This is a genomic window from Alistipes indistinctus YIT 12060 (assembly GCF_025144995.1).
Lineage (GTDB): Bacteria > Bacteroidota > Bacteroidia > Bacteroidales > Rikenellaceae > Alistipes_A > Alistipes_A indistinctus.
On record NZ_CP102250.1, the window covers coordinates 2806399 to 2830350 of the forward strand.

The 23952-nt window shown below is 52.8% G+C and carries 18 protein-coding genes; 8 read left to right on the forward strand and 10 right to left on the reverse strand.

The window, feature by feature from the left end; translation table 11 throughout:
* The first annotated feature begins 3 nt into the window (after positions 1-3).
* The 4 genes from NQ495_RS11560 to NQ495_RS11575 all read left to right on the forward strand — a co-directional run bounded on the left by NQ495_RS11560 (position 4) and on the right by NQ495_RS11575 (position 4258).
* On the forward strand, positions 4-1416 hold the full coding sequence (locus NQ495_RS11560; protein ID WP_009135100.1) for a TIGR00341 family protein: 1413 nt from the start codon (positions 4-6) through the stop codon (positions 1414-1416).
* Positions 1406-2185: an inositol monophosphatase family protein gene (locus NQ495_RS11565; RefSeq protein ID WP_009135099.1), complete on the forward strand. Its 780-nt coding sequence runs from the start codon at positions 1406-1408 to the stop codon at positions 2183-2185. Before NQ495_RS11560 ends, NQ495_RS11565 begins: the two co-directional genes overlap by 11 nt.
* The gene (locus NQ495_RS11570) at positions 2185-3162 is read left to right on the forward strand and encodes a lysophospholipid acyltransferase family protein (RefSeq protein ID WP_009135098.1); all 978 of its coding nucleotides are present in this window, start codon (positions 2185-2187) and stop codon (positions 3160-3162) included. Before NQ495_RS11565 ends, NQ495_RS11570 begins: the two co-directional genes overlap by 1 nt.
* A gap of 88 nt (positions 3163-3250) precedes the next feature.
* Positions 3251-4258, forward strand: a complete 1008-nt coding sequence (locus NQ495_RS11575; RefSeq protein WP_009135097.1) for a glycosyltransferase family 2 protein — start codon at positions 3251-3253, stop codon at positions 4256-4258.
* A gap of 127 nt (positions 4259-4385) precedes the next feature.
* Here the strand turns inward: NQ495_RS11575 and NQ495_RS11580 are convergent, their stop codons facing one another.
* From NQ495_RS11580 to glmM, 3 genes are all read right to left on the reverse strand, one after another.
* Positions 4386-4562: a hypothetical protein gene (locus tag NQ495_RS11580; protein WP_009135096.1), complete on the reverse strand. Its 177-nt coding sequence runs from the start codon at positions 4560-4562 to the stop codon at positions 4386-4388.
* Positions 4555-5943, reverse strand: a complete 1389-nt coding sequence (locus NQ495_RS11585; RefSeq protein WP_009135095.1) for a dipeptidase — start codon at positions 5941-5943, stop codon at positions 4555-4557. Before NQ495_RS11585 ends, NQ495_RS11580 begins: the two co-directional genes overlap by 8 nt.
* A gap of 377 nt (positions 5944-6320) precedes the next feature.
* Positions 6321-7709: a phosphoglucosamine mutase gene (gene glmM, locus NQ495_RS11590; protein WP_009135094.1), complete on the reverse strand. Its 1389-nt coding sequence runs from the start codon at positions 7707-7709 to the stop codon at positions 6321-6323.
* Between the two features lie 67 nt (positions 7710-7776).
* Between glmM and NQ495_RS11595 the strand changes: the two genes are divergently transcribed.
* The 3 genes from NQ495_RS11595 to NQ495_RS11605 all read left to right on the forward strand — a co-directional run bounded on the left by NQ495_RS11595 (position 7777) and on the right by NQ495_RS11605 (position 10648).
* Positions 7777-8652, forward strand: a complete 876-nt coding sequence (locus NQ495_RS11595; protein WP_009135093.1) for a nucleoside phosphorylase — start codon at positions 7777-7779, stop codon at positions 8650-8652.
* Positions 8653-8740: 88 nt separating this feature from the next.
* Positions 8741-9868: a DNA polymerase III subunit beta gene (gene dnaN / locus NQ495_RS11600; protein WP_009135092.1), complete on the forward strand. Its 1128-nt coding sequence runs from the start codon at positions 8741-8743 to the stop codon at positions 9866-9868.
* 3 nt (positions 9869-9871) lie between these two features.
* Positions 9872-10648, forward strand: a complete 777-nt coding sequence (locus NQ495_RS11605) for a 3'-5' exonuclease (RefSeq protein ID WP_009135091.1) — start codon at positions 9872-9874, stop codon at positions 10646-10648.
* Between the two features lie 178 nt (positions 10649-10826).
* Here the strand turns inward: NQ495_RS11605 and NQ495_RS11610 are convergent, their stop codons facing one another.
* From NQ495_RS11610 to NQ495_RS11640, 7 genes are all read right to left on the reverse strand, one after another.
* Positions 10827-13742 carry a DUF4906 domain-containing protein gene (locus NQ495_RS11610; protein WP_009135090.1) on the reverse strand — a complete coding sequence of 972 codons (2916 nt, stop codon included), beginning with the start codon at positions 13740-13742 and terminating at the stop codon, positions 10827-10829.
* Between the two features lie 56 nt (positions 13743-13798).
* The gene (locus tag NQ495_RS11615) at positions 13799-14911 is read right to left on the reverse strand and encodes a hypothetical protein (protein WP_009135089.1); all 1113 of its coding nucleotides are present in this window, start codon (positions 14909-14911) and stop codon (positions 13799-13801) included.
* Position 14912: 1 nt separating this feature from the next.
* Positions 14913-15932 carry a FimB/Mfa2 family fimbrial subunit gene (locus tag NQ495_RS11620; RefSeq protein WP_009135088.1) on the reverse strand — a complete coding sequence of 340 codons (1020 nt, stop codon included), beginning with the start codon at positions 15930-15932 and terminating at the stop codon, positions 14913-14915.
* Positions 15933-15934: 2 nt separating this feature from the next.
* Positions 15935-17848 (reverse strand): Mfa1 family fimbria major subunit, encoded by a 1914-nt coding sequence (locus tag NQ495_RS11625; RefSeq protein WP_009135087.1) that lies wholly within the window; start codon positions 17846-17848, stop codon positions 15935-15937.
* Positions 17849-17862: 14 nt separating this feature from the next.
* Complete coding sequence (locus NQ495_RS11630; protein WP_040294641.1) at positions 17863-19314, reverse strand: DUF3868 domain-containing protein; 1452 nt, start codon at positions 19312-19314, stop codon at positions 17863-17865.
* Between the two features lie 12 nt (positions 19315-19326).
* Positions 19327-19881 carry a DUF3575 domain-containing protein gene (locus NQ495_RS11635; RefSeq protein ID WP_009135085.1) on the reverse strand — a complete coding sequence of 185 codons (555 nt, stop codon included), beginning with the start codon at positions 19879-19881 and terminating at the stop codon, positions 19327-19329.
* Between the two features lie 454 nt (positions 19882-20335).
* Entirely contained in the window at positions 20336-21538 is a 1203-nt protein-coding gene (locus NQ495_RS11640; RefSeq protein ID WP_009135082.1) for a tyrosine-type recombinase/integrase, read from the reverse strand.
* Between the two features lie 198 nt (positions 21539-21736).
* On the opposite strand from NQ495_RS11640, the gene NQ495_RS11645 reads away from it, so the two are divergent.
* Positions 21737-23743: a LysM peptidoglycan-binding domain-containing protein gene (locus tag NQ495_RS11645; protein ID WP_009135081.1), complete on the forward strand. Its 2007-nt coding sequence runs from the start codon at positions 21737-21739 to the stop codon at positions 23741-23743.
* Positions 23744-23952 lie beyond the last annotated feature (209 nt).

Sequence of the window (23952 nt, forward strand, 5' to 3'; positions counted from 1 at the left end):
GCAATGACGGCGACAGAAGAAAAAAATACGACCGGAAATTCAGGAGGAAGCGGGGCTGAGGCCAACCCCACGTCCTCTCCCTCGTGGCGCGGCTTCCGCCGCTTCGTGCGCGGTCGCTTTGATTTGAGCGAGGACAAGGCATCCGAGAGCGAAGTGATCGAAAATATTCGCAAAGGGATCGAGTTTAAAGGAACGAACCTGTGGGTATTGGTGTTTGCGACCTTCATCGCATCGTTGGGACTGAACGTCAATTCGACCGCCGTGATTATCGGCGCGATGTTGATCTCGCCGTTGATGGGACCGATTATGGGGATCGGGCTCTCGGTCGGAATCAACGATTTCGAACTGATGAAGCGCTCGCTGCGCAACTTCGGGTTCATGGTGCTGGTCAGTATCGCTACATCGACTTTTTATTTTGTGATTTCACCGCTGAGTAATGCGCAAAGCGAACTGCTGGCCCGCACGGTGCCGACTACGTACGACGTATTGATCGCGCTGTTCGGCGGTTTGGCCGGGATCGTAGCCCAGTCGCGCAAGGACCGTACCTCGACGGTCATCCCGGGCGTTGCGATCGCAACGGCCTTGATGCCGCCGCTCTGTACGGCCGGGTTCGGACTGGCCACGCTCCAGTTCAAGTACTTTATCGGGGCGTTCTACCTCTTTTTTATCAATACCGTCTTCATTGCGATCGCTACCTACATGGTGGTTCGTTTCCTCAAATACGAGAAGCATAGTTTCCTCGACTCCAAAAAGGAACGGAAGGTACGCCGTTCGATGGTGCTGATCGTGTTGGTCACGTTGATCCCCAGTGTGGTAATCGGTTATCGCATTGTCAAGCGCAGCGTTTTCGAAGCTAATGCCGACCGTTATGTCGCCACGGTGATGAAGTTCCCGCAGGCGCAGGTGGTCGATTACAGCCGTATGCTGCGTGCCGACGGCAGCAGTTATATCGATGTGGTACTGGTCGGCGAACCTGTATCGGAGGATGCGATCGACAACGCCCGGCTGCAAATGTCCGGTTATGGGCTGCTCGGCACCGAATTGATCGTGCACCAGGCGGGCGAGCGCGGTACGGACGATCTCTCGATGCTTTCGTCGGGCTACCGCGACCTGCTGTCGGAGAAGAACCGGCGTATCGACGAACTTCTGCAACGGGTTTCTACACTGAAGAACGATTCGTTGCCTGCCCGTGAGATGAGCCGTGAGATCGCAGCATTGCTGCCCGGTACGACCCGGGCTTTTGTTTCCCGCGAAATGACTTACACGGCGGAAGGAGCCGTAGCCGATACCATTGTGGTCTGCCTGCTCCAAAACGACCGGAAGCTGACGGCGGATGAACGCGGCCGTATCGAGAAATGGTTGCAGACCCGCACGGGTACCCAAAAGATTAAACTATACCTGGAAAATGGATTATAAAGCGCTTTGCATGTCGGTATGCGAGATTGCCCGCGAGGCCGGAGAGTACATTACCCGGCAGCGGGAGACGTTCACATTTGCCGATGTCGAGTTCAAAGGGACGCAGAATATGGTCTCTTATGTGGATAAACAGACCGAGATGATGATCGTTTCGCGCCTCAGGGAGTTGACCCCCGAAGCGGGTTATATTACCGAGGAGGGCACGATCGAAGCATCGGAAGATGCATCCCTGCGGTGGATTGTCGATCCGCTGGACGGTACGACCAATTTTATTCACGGTCTGGCGCCCTATTGCGTCAGCATCGGTTTGTTGGAGGACGATGAACTGGTCGTCGGAGTGGTTTATGAAGTCAATTTGCGCGAGATGTTTTATGCGTGGAAGGGATCAGCGGCCTATCTGAACGGCCGCGAGATAACCGTGTCGAAAACCGACAGGATGGAAAATGCGCTGATCGGGATCGGATTTCCCTATTCGGCATTGGGGAATGAGGACGGTTTTATCGATAAAATGGTCTATTACCAGTTGCATACCAATGGCGTACGCCGGCTCGGATCGGCGGCGGCCGATATCGTTTATACGGCCTGCGGGCGCTTCGATGCGTTCACCCATCTGAAGCTCTCGCCGTGGGACGTGGCAGGGGGTGCCTTGATTGCCATGCAGGCCGGCGCACGGGTGACCGACTACTCCGGCGGAGATAATTTTCTGTTCGGACGCGAGATTATCGTCTCGAATCCGTATATTTACGAGGAATTTAAGCAACGGGTTTGATGAAACTTAACTCTTGGCAAAAAGTACAATACCGCCTGCTGTGGTGGAGTTGCCGTGCGGTAGGGCTGTTGCCCGAACGCGTGCTGTACTTTTGTCTCGGGGGATTGATCCGCTTGATCCTATACCGGCTTGTGCGTTACCGCCGGCAGGTCGTGCGTACCAACCTGGCCCATTCCTTCCCGGAGAAGAGCGAGGCTGAGCGCCGGGAAATCGAACGCAAGTTTTACCATCACCTTTCCGAAGTATTTGTCGATACGATTCTGTTGGCATCGATCAGCCGCAAGCGCATCTGTGAACGCATGGTCTACTCCAATGTGGAGGAAGTCGAGGCCGCCATGTCCGGACGCAGCTGGATCTCCGCCATGTCTCATTTCGGTTCCTGGGAGCTGACCATCAATTATGTCTGTCATACCGATCATAACGTATTGGCCGTTTATCGTCCGTTGCACAACCGGGTTTTCGACCGATTTTATCACGAGGCCCGTTCGCGTTTCGGGACGCAGCCCGTGGCGATGAACGATACTTTGCGCGAGGTGATCCGGGGGCATCGTCCGGGAGAACGTCCGGTCATTGTTGCGATGATCGCCGACCAGACGCCGCCGGTGGAGGAGATCAAGCATTGGTTCCGGTTTCTGAACCAGGATACACCGTTTTTCTCGGGTCTGGAAAAAATCTCCACGCGTTTCGGGATGCCGGTCTATTTCATGTATATCCGCAAGTGTGCACCGCATTGTTATGATGCTGAGCTGCAGCTGATCTATGACGGTAAGGAGCACCTTGAAGAGTATGAATTGACACGGCGCTATATCGACAAGCTCGAGATGATGATCCGGGAGTCTCCCGAATTGTGGATGTGGTCGCACAAGCGGTGGAAACATTCGCGCGAGAGCGTGGCTCGTCACCGCGAATCCGTAAGGAAAGCCGCTGCAGAGAAAAAACTTACTGCCGGACAAAAGATATCCACCAAGGGGATCTGATATAACACCCGATAGCATTTGGCATATTTGGCAATGCCGCACACAAGGCCTGCACAGTTAACTTTTCGATCAACTTGCACCTCATCTTATGGAAATTAAGATCGTCATCCTGAACTGGAACGGACGCGCCCACCTCGAGCGTTTCCTGCCCTCTGTCGTGTCGCACAGTACCGGAGCTTCGGTCGTGGTGGCCGACAACGGATCGGACGACGATTCGGCGGCGTTCCTGCGCAAGCACTATCCACAGGTGGAGTTGCTGCTGCTCGATAAGAATTACGGCTATGCCGAAGGGTATAACCGGGCGTTGGAGCAGGTCGCGGCCGACTGTTACGTACTGCTGAACTCCGATGTCGAAGTGGAAGAGGGATGGCTCGGTCCGCTGGCGGAACTGATGGCTTCCGATGAACGGATTGCGGCCCTCGCCCCGAAAATCCTTTCGTACGACCGCCCCGGCTATTTCGAGTATGCGGGAGCCAGCGGCGGATTTCTCGATGCATTCGGTTATCCGTTCTGCCGCGGGCGTATCCTCGATACGATCGAGCAGGACGACGGACAGTACGATACTTCCCGCGACGTGTTTTGGGCCTCGGGCGCCTGCATGATGGTGCGGGCCGATGTTTTCCGGAAGCTGGGCGGTTTCGACGGCGATTTCTTCGCGCATATGGAAGAGATCGACTTTTGCTGGCGCGCGCAGCTGGCCGGTTACCGGATCATGGTCGAGCCCCGCAGCCGGGTATTCCACCTCGGCGGCGGGACATTGCCCAATAACAGTCCGCGCAAGCTTTACCTCAATTACCGCAACAACCTGTCGATGCTCTATAAAAACCTGTCGAAGCGTACGTTATGGCCGCTGCTCTTTACGAGGATGGTGCTCGACGGGATGTCCGCATTCGTTTTTCTGATGCAGGGCAGGCGGGATTTTTTCAAGGTGGTGTTCCGTTCGCACATGGATTTTTACAAGATCCTCGGCATGCTTCGCGCCAAACGCCGTGCGATCCAGCGCGACCGGACGGGGTCGGCTGCCGGGAACATCTACCGCGGCAGCATCATCCTGCGGCATGCTCTGGGCCGCCGTACGTTCGGCCGGATGATGTGATCATCGCGTCTGCGCCCGGCTATCGTTGCGGCGGTTTTTCTGTGTTTTGTTGTGGTTCCGTTTCCGGCATTGCTCCGGGAACTGGCTTGTAAGGCGCGGAAGATTGTTCGGAAGGCTTCGGGAGCCCTTAATTTCCCAATTTCGTGCCCCAATAAACCATCAGGTAGCCGAAGAAAACCATCAGGATAAAAATCAGCGCAAAAAGCAGCATATTTTTGACGACGGTCGATTTTTTCTGTTCCGGATCCGGTGCGGTGTGTTCTCGGATCAGTTCTTCCTCTTCCGGGGTGAGTGGCTTAGGCATGGCTTTTCAGGATTGCGGCGAAATGACGGTGAAAGCGGGCGATCGTATCGATGCCCCGGTAGAAATTTTCGAGGGCATAGCTCTCATTGGGAGAATGGATCGCATCTTGGTCAAGGCCGAAGCCGAGCAGTACCGATTTAAGGCCCAATACTTTTTCAAATGTGCTGATGATCGGGATGCTGCCGCCTGAATAATAGGGCAGCGGCTCTTTGCCGAAAGTCTCCTCGACGGCTGCGGCTGCTGCCCGGTAGGCAGGCAGGTCGGTAGGGGTGAGGTAGGGGTATCCCCCGTGCAAGGCCCGTACATTTACGCTTACGCCCGCAGGTGCGAGCGCCTGCATGTACTCTTCGAACAGCCGGGCGATTTGCCGGTAATCCTGGTCGGGCACCAGTCGCATCGAGATTTTCGCGCAGGCTTTCGACGGGATGACCGTTTTGGTCCCTTCGCCGGTGTAGCCGCTCCAGATACCGTTGACGTCGAGCGACGGGCGGATTCCTGTGCGTTCCATCGTCGTGTAACCTGTCTCGCCCTGGGTTGAGCGGATGCCCAGTCCTTTGCGGTAGGCCGCTTCACAGAAAGGCGCTTTGCCGAAGGCTTCACGCTCGGCGGGTGTCAGTTCGCGCACGGTATCGTAAAAGTGCGGGATCGTGATGCGGCCCTCTTCGTCGGTCAGTGCGGCGATCAGCCTGGCCAGCACATTGGCCGGATTGGCCACGGCCCCGCCGTACAGTCCCGAATGCAGCTCTTTGTTCGGTCCGGTCACCTCGATTTCCATATAACACAGTCCGCGCAGGCCGCAGGTGATCGACGGGGTTTTCCACCCCAGCAGGCTCGTGTCCGAGACGAGGATCACATCTGCCTTGAGCAGTTCCTGGTGTTCGGTACACCATTTTCCAAGGCTGGCCGAACCGATCTCCTCTTCGCCTTCGAGCATGAATTTGAGGTTGCACGGGAGCGTGCCGGTGGCGAGCATCGCCTCCATCGCCTTGAGGTGCATGTAGGATTGCCCTTTATCGTCGTTCGCTCCACGGGCCCAGATACGCCCTTCCCGGATGACCGGATCGAACGGGCCGTTCGTCCATTCACCGGCAGGATCGACGGGCATGACATCGTAGTGACCGTATACGAGTACGGTCGGGGCTGCCGGGTCGGCCGTTTTTTCGGCATAGACGACCGGATTGCCGTCGGTGGACATCACTTCGGCCCGGTCGGCTCCCGAGCGAAGCAGTGCATCGCACAGCCACTCCGCGCAGCGGAGCATATCGGGGGCATGCGCACTTTCGGCGCTGATCGACGGGATGCGCAGCAGTTCGGAGAGCTCCTCGACGAAGCGCTGTCCGTTTTCACGGATGTATTGTTGTACGGCGTTTTCGGCGGACATGGCGTGACGGTTTGGTTTATGTGCGTAAGATAGCGATTTGCCGCCGGATTGCCAAACCGGCTTGTCCCGGGCGGGGCGACATGGCCGGTGTGCTATGCGGGCGTATGTATCGTAGGGTTGGCGGCGAAGTGTCTTAAAAATGGACACCCGTTGTTCGATTCTTGGACACTTAGTCCGGACAGAATGTCCGGTGGATGCTTGTTCTGAGTAAATTGGCGACTTTGGTACGATAATGGTATAACATTACAGCAAACTCCACTTTGCAGGTTTGATTCTGCTTCACAGTCGGATTTATATATAATTAATTGTTTTGGTTAAAACGAAGGCTTCTCCTGCTGGGCAGGGAAGCCTTCGTTGAATTTGTGACGGGAGGTTTGTTACTTGGCCACGATTGCACGGATTTCGCCGATGATCTTTTCGGCGAGTGCATCGGCTGCCGCCTTGTCGCGGCTTTCGCTGTAAATGCGGATAATCGGTTCGGTATTCGATTTGCGCAGGTGCACCCATTCGGCGGGGAAATCGATTTTCACGCCGTCGATGTCGGTTACCTGTTCTCCGGCATATTTCGCCTTCATCTGTGCCAGAACCTTGTCTACGTCGATATCGGGCGTCAGTTCGATCTTGTTCTTTGAAATGTGGTATGCGGGATAGGTGGCCCGCAGTTGGGAAGCCTTCAGGCCGCTTTTGGCCAGCAGCGTCAGGAAGAGTACCACACCTACCAGTGCGTCGCGTCCGTAATGCAGTTCGGGATAGATCACCCCACCGTTGCCCTCGCCGCCGATCACGGCGGCGACCTCTTTCATTTTGGTTACTACGTTTACTTCGCCGACTGCCGCCGCCGCATATTTGCAACCGTGCTTCTCGGTTACGTCCTTCAGGGCGCGTGACGAGCTGAGGTTCGAAACCGTCGCTCCTTTGGTGTGTGTCAGGACATAGTCGGCCACCGCCACCAGCGTGTATTCTTCTCCGAACATCGTCCCGTCTTCGCACACAAGCGCCAGCCGGTCGACGTCGGGATCGACGATGATGCCCAGATCGGCTTTTTCGGCCGGAACGCGTGCCGAAATTTCGGTCAGGTTTTCCGGGATCGGTTCGGGATTGTGGGCGAAATTACCGTCGGGCGTGCAGTTCAGCTCGACTACTTCGACGCCCATCTCGCGCAGCAGTTTCGGAATCACTACGCCGCCAACGGAGTTTACCGCATCGACTACCACCTTGAATTTGGCTTTGCGTACCGCATCGAGGTCAGCCAGCTTGAGTGCCAGCGCACCGCGGATGTGTTCGTCGTTGTAGCTGCTGCGTTCGATGACGCGACCGATCCGGTCGATTTCCGGATAGGCCGATACGCCTGCTTGGGCCAGTGCCAATACTTTTTTCCCTTCCGCATCGTTGAGGAATTCGCCGTGCGAATTGAGCAGTTTGAGCGCATTCCATTGTTTCGGGTTGTGGCTGGCGGTAAGAATAATGCCGCCGTCGGCCTGCTTGCCGGTAACGGCCAGTTCGACCGTGGGGGTGGTGGCCAGTCCGATATTGATGACATCCACCCCGCAGCCGCAGAGCGTACCTTCGACGATCGCGGCGGCCATTTCGCCCGAGAGGCGCGCATCGCGGCCGATTACGACCTTCAGCCGGCGTCCCGGATGCTCTCCTTTGAGCCATTCGGCATAAGCCGATGTGAATTTTACGAGATCCAGCGGGGTGAGGTTGTCGCCGGCCGCTCCGCCGATGGTTCCGCGAATACCGGAAATGGATTTAATCAGTGTCATACCGTATGAAATTTCGCGTAAATTAATTACTTTTATATCAATAAACAAAATGAAAATATCCCCATACATGAGACAAATAGCCCCCTCCGAGCTGATAATCAACAGCGACGGCTCGATCTTTCATCTGCACCTGCGTCCGGGCCAGTTGGCGACGACCATCATCCTGGTGGGCGACCCGGGCCGTGTGCGCCAGGTTTCGTCCCATTTCGAGCGGATTGAGGCCGAAGCGGCCAACCGGGAGTTCACAACCGTCACCGGGACCTATAAAGGCAAACGGATGAGCGTCGTTTCGACCGGGATCGGTACCGATAATATCGACATCGTCGTCAATGAAATCGACGCGTTGTTCAATATCGACTTCGGGACGCGTACCGTGAAGGAGGAGAAGACTTCTCTGACGTTGGTGCGTCTGGGCACCTGCGGTTCGATCACGCCCGATCTTCGGATCGGGGATTTGATTCTTTCCCGTATTTCGGTCGGTTTCGACGGACTCTTGAATTATTACCACGGCCGCAATGAAATCTGCGAACTGGAAATCGAACAGGCTTTCATGGAACACACGGGATGGGGACGCCTGCTGACAGCGCCCTATTTCATCCGTTGTTCTGAAATGCTGGCAAAACTTTTTGCCGACACGACCGTCGAAGGCATGACGATCTCCGCCCCGGGATTTTATGCTCCCCAGGGGCGCTACCTGCGCCTCCGGCCGGCCGATCCGGAACTGAACGGGAAGATCGAAAGGTTCGAGTACCAGGGGCACCGTTTTACCAATTTCGAAATGGAAGGCTCGGCCTTGGCGGGATTGTCGCGGTTGCTGGGGCACGAGGCGACGACCATCTGTACGGTGATAGCCCAGCGCGTCGCGCTCGGCATGGAGCCCGATTACCGTCCGTTTGTTGATAAGATGATTGCAATGTCTTTGGAAAAGCTTTCGCAAATTTGAAAAATTGATTTACCTTTGAACGAGGCCGGGACCGGATGGTGATGTGGCCGGAATATTCAGTTAAGCAATAACATAATCAATAGAAAATATGAAATTCGTAGTATCTTCATCGGCCTTGCTGGGCCTGCTCCAGACGACCAATAAGGTAATCAGCAGCAAGAATACGCTGCCCATTCTGGATTATTTTCTTTTCGACCTGAAAGAGGGCGTGCTGAAAATCACCGCTTCCGACCTCGAGACCACTTTGGTGGGAACGCTCGCGGTCGAAAACGTGGAGCGTGAAGGGCTGATCGCCGTACCGGTGAAGCTGATGCTCGATTCGCTCAAAGAGTTTTCCGAACAGCCGTTGACTATCGAGGCGAACGAATCCACCTGGGAGATCGTCGTAAGCTGGAAGAGTGGCAAGCTGACGCTCCCCGGCACTTCGGGGCTGAGTTATCCGAACCTGCCCGAGTTGAACGCCGAAACCAAACAGAGCCTTGCGTTGGATGTCGATACGCTGATGGTAGGGATCAACAAAACGATTTTCGCCACGGCCGATGACGAACTGCGTCCGGTGATGAACGGCGTTTATATCAATCTCGAACCGCAGTCGGTAACTTTCGTGGCGACCGATGCGCACAAACTGGTGAAATATGCGTCCGAAACGGCAGCCGAAGCGACCGCTTCGTTCATCCTGCCGAAGAAACCTGCCAACCTGCTGCGCGGACTGCTGCCCAAAGAGGATGGCGAGATCACGGTCGAATTCGATGATAAGAATGTGCTGTTCCGCCTGAAGAACCAGGTGCTGATCTGCCGCCTGATCGAGGGCAATTATCCCAATTACAACGCGGTGATCCCGGCCAATAACCCCAACAAAGTGTTCGTCGACCGCCTCGAACTGCTCAATGCGATCCGCCGTGTAGCGGTCTGCTCGAACCAGTCGACCAACCTGATTAAACTCGATATCTCGAAGGGGACGATCAACCTGACGGCCCAGGACCTTGATTTTTCGGTTTCGGCCCAGGAGTCGCTGCCCTGCGATTACGAGGGTGAGGATATCGTGATCGGGTTCAAATCGACCTTCCTGATCGAGATATTGTCGAACATCGAGACCACCACGGTGCTTGTCGAGTTGGCCGATTCGACCCGTGCGGGCGTTTTCAAACCGGTTTACGACCAGCAGCCGAGCAACGATACGCTGATGCTGCTGATGCCGATGATGATTAACGCATAGCGCATGAAGCTGAACCTGACAAAGCCGATTGTTTTCCTCGATTTGGAAACTACCGGAGTCGATCCGGCCAAAGACCGGATCGTCGAGATTTCGTTGGCCAAAATAATGCCCGACGGGACTCGGGAGGTGAAAACGCGCCGCCTCAATCCCGAAATGCACATTCCCGAGGCGGCCTCGGCTATTCACGGTATTTACGACAAGGATGTGGCCGATTGCCCGACTTTCCGAGAAGTCTCCAAATCATTGTGGAGTTATATCGAGGGGTGCGATTTCGGGGGCTATAACTCCAATAAGTTCGATATCCCGGTGCTGGTCGAGGAGTTTCTCCGCGCGGGCGTGGATATCGATCTGGACAAAAGCCGTTTTATCGACGTACAGAATATCTTCCATCGCATGGAGCAGCGCACGCTCGTGGCTGCCTACAAGTTCTATTGCGGTAAGGACCTCACAGAGGCGCATTCGGCCGAAGCCGATACGCTGGCTACTTATGAAGTGTTGCTTTCGCAGTTGGAGCGCTACGAAGAGTTGCAGAACGATGTCGATTTCCTGGCCGAGTTCTCTTCCAGGTCGCAGAATGTCGATTTTGCTGGCCGTATCGTCTATGACGACAAAGGCGTGGAAGTGTTCAGTTTCGGTAAGCACAAGGGACGCTCGGTAGCCGAGGTGTTCCGGACCGAGCCGAGCTACTATTCGTGGATGATGAACGGCGATTTTCCGCTCCATACCAAAAAAGTCATCACTGCGATTCGTCTGCGCGAACTGAGCAGCAAGGAGCATTGATCTTCGTTGCCGCTCCTGGTCAATCCGGAAATATGGTCGTAATCAAATGCCCCTTATGTAGGGGCATTTGATTACGACCAGTTTGGTCTTACGTTTAGGCGGAAAACATACCTCGTGGGATTGTCGTTTCACCTCATGCCGAGAAGGAGCACCGGAAGCAACGGAATGCCTCCCGTCGCTATTCCACACAACGGATGAAGCAGGCGTCCGAGCCGATGTCATGCAGTATGTTGGAAGCTTGTATCCCATTGAAATCTAATGTGAAATAGTTGAAGTCCCAACCTACGATGTCTGCTTTCGGACCTCCCTTTTCTTTTAACCAGTAGATGGCTCCCGGACGCATGTAAAGGTCGTAAAAAAGGGGACGGTTATCCTCGATCTTGAAGGGAGTATTGGAATACTTAAGTACGGCTGTTTTTCCGCCATTGGCGTTTTGACGCCGTCCGTATCCCGATGTTCCGATAGGAAAGAATAAACTGCGCCCTCCGTATTGCGATGTTTCTGAACTGTTGTATACGAATATCCCGCGCATGCCGTATCCCGAACCGGTCGAGTTTCCGTCTCCATGCCGATCATACCTGTGTCCGTACACAGCGTCGATCTCTGAGAGCGTTTCTGTAGCATCGTTGCCGTACATCACGCCGAAGCCTTGTTCGATATTCTTGTTGTTCTGAAGGGCCTGAAAGTCATCATAGGTGGCTACGGAAATTTTTTTCCCGTTTACTGTGGGATCGGTAAAACTTCCACTGATGTATGACGTTATTTCGCTCCACAACTTCGTGTCATTCGTCCCTGCGATTTTGAATGGAGTGGTGGAGTGGTCGAGGAAATCGTCCGGACTTACATTGATCCATACCGGTGTGTCATTCACGTTACTTGTCGCATCGATGGGTTGCTCCCAGTTACGAAATTTGAACTGAGAGCCTTCTTCCAGTGGACAATCCGTCTCTTGTGTGCTGGTGCGCATGTTGCAAGCATGCCATTTCCTGCCGTTTTCGGTCAGGGCCATGGGGGCCTCCCCCTGCCGTACGAAAATCAGGTGTTGGCAACTGTAGTTGTGATAGTCCACTCGGATGATCGCGCAACGGGATTCGTTTTCGTTGCAGGTTCCGTTGAATCTGATGGTGAAATCGATTGGGGTACCCGTGCTACCGCGTACGGTATCTGCTCCGAGATCGACAAGTGACCTGTCCCCTCGGATGACATAGGCTTTCCATAAGCCTTCGGATGTGAAGGTTTGAAAACATGTGGCCGATTCATACGGTAGACGCTTCAACACGACATGGAACGGTAGAGTGTTGTCGTGCTTGCGCCAGATACCCTTGGGGTTCACTACACGTCTGACTTGTAGGATTGTTGACTTTTTCTCTATGGTGCGCGTTTCATTCGTCGAGGTGTTTCTCAATACTGCAGTGAACCGTACGCGGGCTTTGCGTTGATAGGCTACGTACGGATTGTTACCTGTATATCCTGTCGTTATGATCATTTGCTTGGCGCGGGTGTACATCGGCAGGTTAAAAACATACGTATCTCCTTTCCGTGACATCGTGAAAGTGCCGTCTGTTTCGCTATTCGGATCGACCAACGCGCCGTTTTCATAATAGGTCCGGTTTCCCCGGTTGTGTTCGTTGTAATATGCCTCGTTCGTGGTATTGGACGGGATGACGGTCTCTTGCGTCTTTCTTAGAGAGAGAAAGCCGTTCCACGGGTTTACAGGGGCGCCTGGGGTTACCTCCGGATCTAATTGCCGCTGATAATCGAATCCGTTCACAATAGCGTTGTATGGCGCCCACGCATTCGAATCGATCACGGCTTTCAGACTCATGAGTTCATGTTCTTCGGCATTTATTTTCAGGGGCAGCGTCATGGCATGGTTATAGAGGTAGGAGATGTAATAAGGCTCGGGAACCAGAATGTCCGGGTTTTCCTCCTCGTATTCTATATGCCAGTCCGCGTCGTTGGCGAACCGGTTGAACTTCAGCGTCAGTTTATAATGATAGTTGCGTTCCGCGTCGTAGTTTGTCGAGGTGTTTTTACCCAGCATGAACCGGTATACGATAGGGCCGGTTCCCACCCGTTCCGCGTTGACGGAGCGGTAATACCCTTGCACCTCGATATAGGTGCCGTAAGGCATGTTATCCTTTTCTATGTATTCCAGGTCTTTGTTCTGCGCTTTGTCTTGTCCCTCTCCCTGCATGTTTTCGTAGAAAAAAAGCGCTTGTGCGATTTCCGAATGGGCTTCGCTGCTGGATGAATTTGTTTTTTCGTCATACGGATAATACGGGTGCCCTTTCGTGATACGTGCCGTCCAATTTTCATCGAAAGCTGCTCCCGCCGGACCGTACGTTATCGTTTCCCCCTCCTTGATGAGTCCACTCTTTTCCATAACCGTATTTTTGCTTCCCAACAGGCAGGTCGATGGAATGTCTTTGATTTGGACGGACTTGATGTAAACGAATACGCCTTCTTCGAGAAGGGAGCCGTCATAGGCGACCGTCACTTTTGATGCTGCGCGGCGTATCCAGGCATGTAGCGCCATCTCCTTTTGGTTGACGGTCAGTAAGGGGGCTTCGTTGCTTTGGGTGTTCGGCTTGTTGAAATGTCCGAACATCTGGTTGTTTGCCGTAACGGTGCTATTCCAGTTAAGAGGTATGTTCTTCAGTCCCGCGACTGTTCCGATTTTGTCGGAATAAGAAGCGAGATCGCCCATATTGGCCACGGTATAAATATAGTAACGCCCGTAAGGAACCTTCAGTTGAAACGTGGCGTGCTGCGTTTTCTGTTCCGTGGCGGATCCTTCCCGCTTTTCGTCGGTCACGGTATAGTCCGTAAAGTCTGTAAGCGCATATTTTTTAACGAGTTTTCCGTCCATATCGTACAATAGCACGCACAGGTTTTCGATATTTTTTATCGCATCGCCCGCCGTTCGGGTTCGTCCGAGCGCACTGACGGTCAGTGGCCTGAATTCTACGATAGCGCTTATGTTGCTTTCCCCTTCGCCCAGCTCTCCGTTGTATGGTAGATCGTCCTTTGTACAGGCGGTAATACCAACGAGCAACATACATAAAAGGCCATATACTATCTTGCGTTTCATATTGTGTCCGCTGTTTTCCGTTACAAATCCTTTTTCCTGCTTTGTCTTGTTTGTCGTTATAATCCGAAAATCGGCTCGAGAATCGCTTGTCCGTAAGGCACGACATCGACGGTCCAGCTTATTTCGCTGTTGCCCCGGATGATAGCATGAACCACCACATGCGTGTTGCGCGGCAGTTGAGGCAGGTTCGTGAGATATTCGTTCTTTTGCGGCTCTCCGCCGACTTCGGCCAGCGATATGTTCATCGAATAGTTGAGCGGAACGCCGTTCTCGCCGGTACCGGCCGTATGATCTGAATATTTGCCTTCCAGCAGGTAGATCGGGTCCAAATTTTTCTCCTCGCCGGCCATCAGCGTTACACCGTTGCCATAGGTCCGTTTAAAAGTGTAATATCCGTTGTTATCCCCTGTCGAGGGCACGTCGTACACGGTAATTTCGCGGACATTGCCTTCGCGTATCTCATACTGCGCGTTTTTCGGAAGGTAATACTCCTGCCGGAGCATCTTGTCGATGGCGAGGCCCGCGAGTGTCAGCGCCCGTCCGCTTTCGTTCGTGATTAGGACCGAGAACTTTACGGCAGCCCGTGTGATGAATAGATTGCATGAACTGTTTTCTGCGGGGACCCATACCCGGTGGCATTCGCTCATGGGCAGCGGGCCGTCCAACTCTTCCGATCCCCCGGTCAGGCCGATGGTCAGAGCGGCCACATCTTCCGCAGGGAAGAGCGAGCCTTCCGTGATGGCATTGAAATCGAAGTCCGGCAATCGCGGGGAAACGGCATCTTCGGACAATCCGTTCTTGACCGTTGTCAGGCCTTCGTTGGCGATTAAGTATATCCGTTTGGTTTCATTTGCCGTCACCCTGAAATTTTCATCCTGGTATAACTCGACCGCAGCTTTGAGATTCAGGAAACGGTTGTGCTCGACCTTGCCATTGGGACGTACGACGATAATGCGTAGCGTCCGCATCTTCTCCCTGTCGTTTGCCGCCGCCGTATAATTTCCGGAGGCACGCGTTACGGGGGAGGAGATGTCGAACAGGGAGACGCTGATACTGAAGTTGGTCAGAACAGAATCCCCCGGAATCGGTTCTTCGTCCGATGTCCGTCCGCATCCTGCAATAAGCAGGATCGCAAACCATGCTATGACATGATGTGCATGCCGTGTCATCTTACATATCCATATTGTTGACCCGGATCGTCCAGTCGTTGATCTTGATATAGGTTTTTATCCATGCACCATTTTCGTCGAGAAAGAAAAACAGTGACCATTCGCTTTCGCGGTCGAGGAATTCCTGAGGTTTCATCTGTTCGTAGAGCTCGCTTTTGAGTAGCAACAGGTAGTTGTTCAACGGGATGTTTATGACGGCGTTCCCGTCAGAGGCGCGGCGGATGATCAGTTTAGGACTGTTTTTGACCATGAGCCGCGAGGTCGAGAACTCGGCGTACGCAACGATGACCTCCTGTCCGTCGTCCGTTATGCCTGTCGAGGCTTGTCCCTGCGCCCAGGGCGTATAGGTAACCGTTCCGTTCGGAAGCAGGTCGTTGTTTGAGGCAGCGAACAGCGTGTTGTCGTCCGTGATACTGAAGTCGAAATCTTTGTCTTTTACCGGTTCGCCGTTCATTTGTTGGAGTACGATGCGGATGTTATTCGTGTTCTTCATCATTTCCACCGTCCCTTCGTTGTACAGGTCGGCCGTTTCGAGCGTTAGGCTTCCCCAGAACAGGTCGTGCAACCTTAGCTTTTCGCGTACGGAAGTTGTCAGGTCGGCATCCATTATTACTGTCGTCTCTTCCAGTTTCACGCCTTTGCCCGGTGCCGGCTGTACGAATGCGAACGAACGTTCGTCGCAGGCCATTCCGCCGTAGGCAATGAAGCGGTATCTCCCCGGTTCGAGGTCCAACTGCATACGATACGTTTCGTCCTGCAATTCCGGACCCGTCACGGTGCGCATACCGACGTAATTTCCTCCGCTGTCGTAAATCAGGAGCGTCAGGCAATCTACTTTTTGGGGGAAGGCGTTGGCGTACTCCATGTTGTAGTCGTAGACGAATCGCAGGGACACCCCATGAGAACAAGGTGCGAGGTCCTCGTAGATGCTCTCGCATGACGACAGGGAAAGGGCTGCCAGCACGATGCCGAATATCGTGCTGGCAAGCCTTGAAGTCCGGTTTTGGTCCCGTTTGTGCATGTTTAGAATTCGATGTTGTTTTCACGTACCACCCACGGCAATACTTCGACGGAAACCGTGAGATATGCATCGCCCTTTTCATTGGGATCATCCGGATCTACGGGGTCTGGGTCGTTCCCTGTGATACGGGGATGGCCCAGCTTGGCGATACCGGTAACGGCCAGTTTGTACACGTTGTTGCGTACTACAGCGAATTCCATCGGACCCATCGTGCCGGGCTGTTCGTTGTCGTTGTGGCGGTTCCAATAATAGTAATAGAAGTAATAACCCACGCCGGCATTTCTCTCGGCGTCGGTCTGCGCGTCGTCGCTGGCTTGATACAGGGTAAAGCCAGCCGATGTGGCCGCTTTACGGAAATCGTTGAGGACGCTCTCCTCGTTGGATTGCCCTTTTGCGGCGACCAGTTTCTGATAAAGGGCGTTGGGTGATTCGGAGCTTCCCTCGGGCGCGTTGAAGTAGGCTTTATAGAGATCCGAAGTTTCTCCTGCTTTTTCGGCAGCGGGGGCAACTCCCGCATTCCAACCCGTGTAGATCATGTTCTGGAATACGTAGAGGATGGGATAGGTCTTTCCATCTATGTCATACGTGTACCCTTGCGTGCCTTCAGGTAGATTATAGGTGCCTTGGATGGCATTGTAAAGGTCCTGGTTTGCAGTTTCCAGTCCGTTTCCAGCGATCAGTTTTCCCTTGAAAACGACGCCTGTCGTAATTCCGTTACGCTGTTTGTCGTCGTCTTGCGGAATCGTGTTTTCTGTAACATAGCGCCAGATGTGGTAACCGGCTTTTGTGTAGTCTTTGTGGTCTTCTTGCGATGCGAGTACGTCATCGATCCAGTAATTGTCCCACTGTTTGCGCGTATCTTCGGTAATTTGTCCGTTGTTGTCGAAAAGCGGGTAGTTGAAATGGCCTTTCAGGGTTGCGGGAGGCAGGTTCGCTGCCGTTTTGAAGTCGGCGTCGGTATCGTCTACGTAGTTGTTGGGAGTTTCCGATCCGCAAAGTTCTTTGTTGCGTCCTTTACCGTCGTCAGAAACACGGCGCAAGTAATAGAAATTCTGGCTCATGTTGACAAGGGCCATGCGGTACAGTTTTACCTGTAACTGGCCTTTCTGCTCTCCCAGTCCGATGTCATAGGTATTGTTATTGGTGGAACTTCCGTCCTTGAAGTCGAAGCGTGCCACGGAACGCTCTACTTTGATGGAGCCTCGGCCGTTTGACAGGTTATCAATCTCTCCGTTGTTGAGACCGCTTAAATCGAAGGCGTTGTATTCTGTATCGTGATTCACCCTCCATGTTTCGAAGTTCGAAGGGATTTGCCGTAGAGCGGAGGCGGCATTGGACATTAGAAATGAGTTATCGGCCCAAATGGCGATGTTTTTAGAACCTGTCGACGTTTGGGACTGCAATACCTGACATATTTTATCCGTCCAGTCAGAATTGCCATAGTCGGTCCCCTCAATCGCGGTGATGAGTTCGTCCGTAGGGTTGCAGAACACATATACGCGAATGCCGTTTTTCGCTTTGTCGTTTAGATTTCCATCTGAGTCGTAGAATTTGCGGAGTTCAGTCCGCATGATCTTGGCGGTCGGTTTTACGGTACTTTTTCCCGGATCGACAGACAAATTCTCCACGGTACAGGACGTTCCGAACGTATTATCTTCATTGGCCAGCAACAACAATATTTTCTTCACGTTGTTCTCTTTGTCCTGACCGATTTCCGTTCCGCCGGTGCTTCCGCCGCCGTTTTCGGTCTCGCTGCGTGTACTTTTGGCCGAAGGCAGGGCTACGCTGATGCTCATGTAGGCGGCTTTTTTCGAATCTTCCGGATCTACATTATTGTTTCCTGGGTTGTCTTTGCCACATCCTGCGACCAAAGCTGTGGTCAGGATAGCTGCAAAAAATCTATTCCAATTTTTCATGTTTTTATGGATTTTTAAGGAATTTGATCGTTTTTCAATTCTCTGATTTGATTCAATGCCTCCGCCGCTTCGGTTACACCTCCCCGCTCGGCCTTCTCGAAGAGGTTTTCGGCCTTGCCGTAGTCTCCCGAAAGGGCGGCGTAAATTCCCCGACTGTAAGTTGCTTCGGGCGTATCGCCGGCCTTGGACAGGTAACGTTTTGCGTTTGTCATATCGCCCTTGCCCATCGCGGCATTGGCGGCATTCTGGTTTGCCGTAGCGTCGTCGGGAAACATGCGCACGGCGATTTCGAAGGTTTCGTTATATTCGTCGCTTCCCGCTTCCATCTGTTGCGCTGCGAAATAGAGCTCCTGTAAACTGAGTTTCTGCGGTGCGATTTTCATAATGCGCTTGATCTCTTCCACGTCGGTATAGGCACGTACCTCGTACATCACGGAATAGTCCGAATGACGCAAGCCGGGATAAACCTCTTTGAGCAGGAAAGCGTAATCTGTGGGGTAGGAAGCTTTGATTTTCCACTCCTTGGCATCGGGTTCCCGATGGCTGCGGATGATTTCTAGAATATTCGTACGGTTTTTGAGTTTCGAGTCTTCAACGAAATGTTCGAGTCCTGCCCAGTCCTCCGGTTCGTAAGCCGTGGTCAATAGCGTATCGGGGAAGTCGTACAGCTCCTGCACGTATTGCCGGAGAGTTTCGGTTCGTCCTTTGGCCAAGCGGGCGTTGTTGGCGTAAGAGCCCTCCGGGGAGGCGTAACCCTTGATGGAGACCGACAGGATCCGAATATCTGCGTCGTTTTTGATGCTGTCGATCGTGGCGCGTATTTTCATGAGTTCTTCCGGATTGCGTCGGTACTCGGCGTAGAGTTCGGTGCGGTTCACCGGAAAATCGATATAGGCCGATCCTTTCACTGCATTGATTTTGGGCCTGGGCTCCGGTTGGATATAGACGAACTGCGGAACGAAAACTTTTGGAACGGAGATTTTGGGACCGAGGTCGAGACGGATCAGCAGCGCGTCTTCTTTGGAAAGCATTGTACTGCAACAGCCGCAAATTTCCTTGCTGATATTCAGGACTGCGTTGTCCATCCAGCTTTCATAGGGTATGACGTGGCGGTATTCGATGAGCTTTATGCCGCCGTATTGGTAGAGGGAGATAGCGTCTGGCGAAAGCCTGTTGCGCAGGTGGTGATAGTAGCGGTTGCGACCGGCAATCATCACCTGGGGTAGCATGAGACTGTCGCCGATCCCGGTCAGTGACGGGGTCAGTATCAGTTCCCGGTTGTTTTTTATCCCTGTAGCCGAAACATCGATGTCTATCGAGATGAACAATTTGTTTTCTGTACGCGATACGGCGAGGTTCGAAACCGAGACATTGTTCTTCATGATTGTTTGGGCTTCGGCTCCCATACTGCACAACAGAGACGACAGGCCCATACAAAGTATTTTCTTTGCGATGTACTTATTCATAGCCTATACGTGTTAGAAAGTGTATACCAGATTAATCGCGGCCTTTGTGGGGCCGAAGTAATGATGAGCCTTGTCTTCGGCGATTTTTTTACCACAGGAGGCGCATGGATAGCTGTCGTAGCGGGTGTAAATGTATCCGATACCGATTTCCGCTTCCAGATTCCAGTGTCGTCCTAAAATCCACGCATAGCCGTAGGCGATTCCGCTGCCGATGAACCAACCCTGGTAGCGGTAGTCGGACAGCTTGGAGAAATCCGTGCCTAGAAATGAAATATTATTTTTCAAGCCGCCTGCATTGTATTGGCCTCCCAAAACATGAATCCCGATGAAATGTCCGGCAAAACGGTCGCAGAACCAATAACGCGCCTCAGGCTGTAACAGCCAATGCTTCCATTTGCGGTCATGGGAGAGTGTCCAACCGTTGTAGTTGGCGGACAGGTCCAATGTCCAGCGGGGTGCCAGGCCTACTTCCACTCCCGCATTCGCGGTGTAGGCGGCAATATCGTATAGTAAGTTTGTTTTGACGGCTACGTTTTGACCATTGACTTTGATTCCCGGCCAAACCATACACAAAATAAGGAGAAGTTTAATGTCAGCTCTCGTCCTCATGTTCCTGTTCCCGTGTCTCATCTAAGTATACATCATAGCGTTTTACCGGTATGATCGTGGAGACAGGACGACGCATATCCGGTATTTTCAACCTTAAAACATCGTTTTAGTGGCATGTCTCTTCATAAGAGACAACACTCCTGTATATCATATTTATTATCAGCTGAATAATAAAAAACAGCAAATAGAAAATTTGCTGTTTTTGCTACTGTCGGGCATTTTCTCGTTCCAAAATATTTTGGAACGAACAGTTTAATTTATTCCGACGTGCAAAACAGGTTGACATATATTATTGATTTTATAAATCATTAACATACTGCTTATATGCAGTGAGAATAATCTTAAAAATATAGGAGGAGACATTACAACTATAGTAATTTTCATATATATTTGCATGGAAATGTATTGTCTCTTATGAAGATATGTGATTTGTCAAGGATGCAATGATTTTTTGATTGGCACTGTCTATGGCCGAATTTTCCAGCATCGTTAGGTAAATTTGTGTCGTTTGCTCGGAGGTGTGTCCCATACCCGCACTAATGACCGAGAGCGGGATATTGCTGTCGCGTGCTACTGTCGCCCAGCTATGCCGTGGCGTATAGGACGAGAGGCCTTTTTCCAGTCCCAGCATGTCAGAGAGTTTTTTTAACAGCCGGTTGTAGTAGTTGAGTGCTATTGTGTATTGTTTGTATGCGGCTTCCGGTTCTTCGGTTTTTAATATGGGGAATACGTACGGAAGATTCTGAACACGTTCCGCGTAACGGTCGAGAATGGCTTTTATACAGGGTTCCATCCGGATGTAAAGAGGTTGTCCTGTTTTGCGGCGTTCGTATCGGATAATGCCGTCCCGTATATTTGATTTTCTTAGACGGGCTATGTCTACAAAGGCCATTCCGCGCGTGTAAAAGCTGAAAAGGAACAGGTCCCGCGCCATCTCCAGTGACCGGGACCTTGTCAAATTAAGATGTAATAATTCTGATATGACCTTTCCGTTGACGGCCCGTTTGCAGGTCCGGTCGATTCCGGTGTAAACATTTTGGAAGGGGTGCTTTTGTTCGGCCAGTCGTTCGCGTACGGCTTTGTTGTAAACGGCCCGCATGATTCTCATGTAGAACGAGACTGTGTTGCGACTGATACCCCGCCCGGTCAGGAATGCGTTGTATTCCTCGATCACCTCTTCGGTTATCGCGCAAAACGGCAGGTCTTTGCCTTGACGGAACCGGGAGAAACTGTTCAACGCGCTTTTGTAGTTGCGGGCCGTCCCCAAGCATTTACAGCGGTGGAGCCGGTCGATCTGCGCTTGCATGGAAGCTAGTATGCATGTCCCTTGCCACTGTCGGACGATGTCGTGGACTGAGTACGGTTCGTTCGATTTTTCGAGTCTATCGGTGATCCGCTTGAGGCATATTACATCGTTATTTATGCGTTTTTGCAGCGAATCCGTAGCGTCGTCCGGAGTGGCCGTTGACCGGATGACCGTTTCCCATTGATCGGGCAGCAGGCAGATGTCCGAGGCTATTTGCTGTTTTTCGCGGCGATGGGTTAATTGATAATAAACCGTTCCGGCTTTGCCTGTAACGGAGGAAGGACAGAATTTTACTTTTACGGTTGCCATAATCATTTAATTTTAGGGTAAATCAAAATGTTTCAGATACTAATAAAAAGGATGTGTAGTTGCGGTCCTTGATGGCTTGGAGACCCGACGGCGAGTCTTTTTATTTTATGCGTCATTGCTGATGCGTTCTTATCTTGCGCTGACCTCTATGCGGGGTACCCTTTTTTGTTTTATATTTGCGGTAAAGTGAAGATGCGTATGAGAAGAGCACTGTTGTTTTGGGTTTTTATTTTGGTTACCACTCCTGTGCTGCAGGCACAGCAGCCGGCCGAACGTTCCTCCAGCCGGGTGACGATTGCGGGCGAAACTTTCTACGTTCATACGGTGAAACCGGGCGAAACCTTCTATTCGCTCGGCAAGTTGTACGATACCGACGAGGAGACGATCCGGGCCCGTAACCCGATCGTGATCGACGGCCTGCGTCCGGGACAGGTCTTGAAGATTCCCATTGTCAATGGGAACAAGAAGACTTTGTCGGCACGCAAAATGAACAAATTGTTCGATACGCATGTCGTCAACCAGGGCGAAACCGCCTATTCGATTTCGAAACGGTACGGCATTTCGCTCGCTACCCTGATGGAAGATAATCCCGGTTTCGATCCCGCGCACCTGTCGATCGGACAGAAGGTCAATGTCCGCATCGAAAGCCAGGGCGAGGCGAGCGGAGCGGAGATCGAACAGGAACTCGATACTTATAAAGAAGCGCTCGACAACCTGTCTCCCCGTTTTACGCATCATGTCGTCGAGAAGGGCGAGACCCTTTACTCCCTGAGCAAATCCACAGGTTTGCCTATCGATACGATTACCAAATATAACGCTACCGAATTGCGAGACGGCCTGAAACTCGGCTCGATCCTCAAATTACCGCTGCCGCCGGGAGCGGTGAAGGCAGGTGCGGGTGCAACAGTCGGTTCAGATGTGCATGGCGACACTTCGGGTTCCCTTGGAGTGGGATCGGGTGTAGCTGGCCGGGTTTCCGGGGATCATGGAACCGGAACCGCACCGCAGGGCCCGGGGTGGCCTTCGGCGACGGGAGAACAACGGTATACAGAAACTGCAGGCAATCAGGCTGTCGATCCTGCCGGTTTCCCGGCTTCTTATCCGGCTGCTGTACCGGGTGCTTATCCTTCTTCAGCCGGTGGCGCTGTCCGCATGAAACAGATCGACATCACCGCACCGATCCGGGTGGCAGTGCTGCTCCCGTTGCGCGTGGGAAATTCGTCCGACCGCCGTTACCTGGAATTTTACCAGGGTGTATTGCTGGCGCTCGACGAGCTGAAATCTACCGGCGTTTCGACTCAGGTAGACCTGTTCAATACGGGCCGTTCCGAAGCCGAAGTGCGCGACCTGTTGCGCCAGAATGCCGTACAGCAGGCCGATTTGATTATCGGGCCGGTCTATGACGATTGTTTTGCCCCGGTGGCCGTGTTTGCGGCTGAGCGCGGAATTCCGGTGGTTTCACCGCTGGCATCCATGAATTTTGCAGGCGGTTCGCTGATGTTCGAAGCGGCACCGTTGCAGAGTGCCAAATACGCCAAACTGCAGGACGAGTTTTCACCGTCGAATAACGTGGTGGTCGTATCGGCCACATCGAATAACGATGCGGAAATGCTGGGTGAAATCAACTCCCTGCTGCCTGCGTCGGCCCGTAAAGTCACCTATACGAAGGGTGGGGGCGGCCCGCTGGTCGAAGGCTGGTTGAACATGGATAAGGAGAATGTGTTTGTCGTGCTTTCCGAAAATGAGCAGATGACCGAGGAGATTCTGGCAAGCATCAGCTCGGTGCAAAATTCGCGTATTTCGCGCGGTTTGCCGAGTCCTTCGATCAAAGTGGTGGGTAGTTCGCGCTGGGCGCGCTTTCAGAACCTCGACAAGAACCTGTTTTTTAAATTGAACCTGCGTTATACGACTAATTATCACGCGGACCGGGGTAACGAACGGGTCGCCAATTTCGACCGCCGGTATGTTGCTGCATTCAGCTCATTGCCGTCGATGTACGCCTATCGAGGTTACGACGTGGCCAAGTTGTTCGTGGGCGCGATCAAATTGCACGGCAACGAGTTCGTCTCGTATCTCAATGACCGCGAACTGCCGTTGTTGCAGACTCCTTACCGCTTCGTGCAGCAGGGATCGGACGGCAAGTATTCCAATAACGATTGGGCTAAAGTTTGCTACAACAGTAATTATACGATTGACGTGCAGTAATTTTGAACTGTGCGGTTTCCGCCAGTGCCGCCCCACCTTCGTATAGGTGACTTTACGGGCCGACGCAGGCAGCAGGGAGTTGATTTCACCTAGCATTTTGGGTCGGGATATAAAAAAGCCTGACGGAACTTCCGTCAGGCGTTATTTGTGAAGGGTGTTTTGTGCTGAGGGCTAAAGTGTTCACCGTACGGTGAACACTGGCTTGAGCG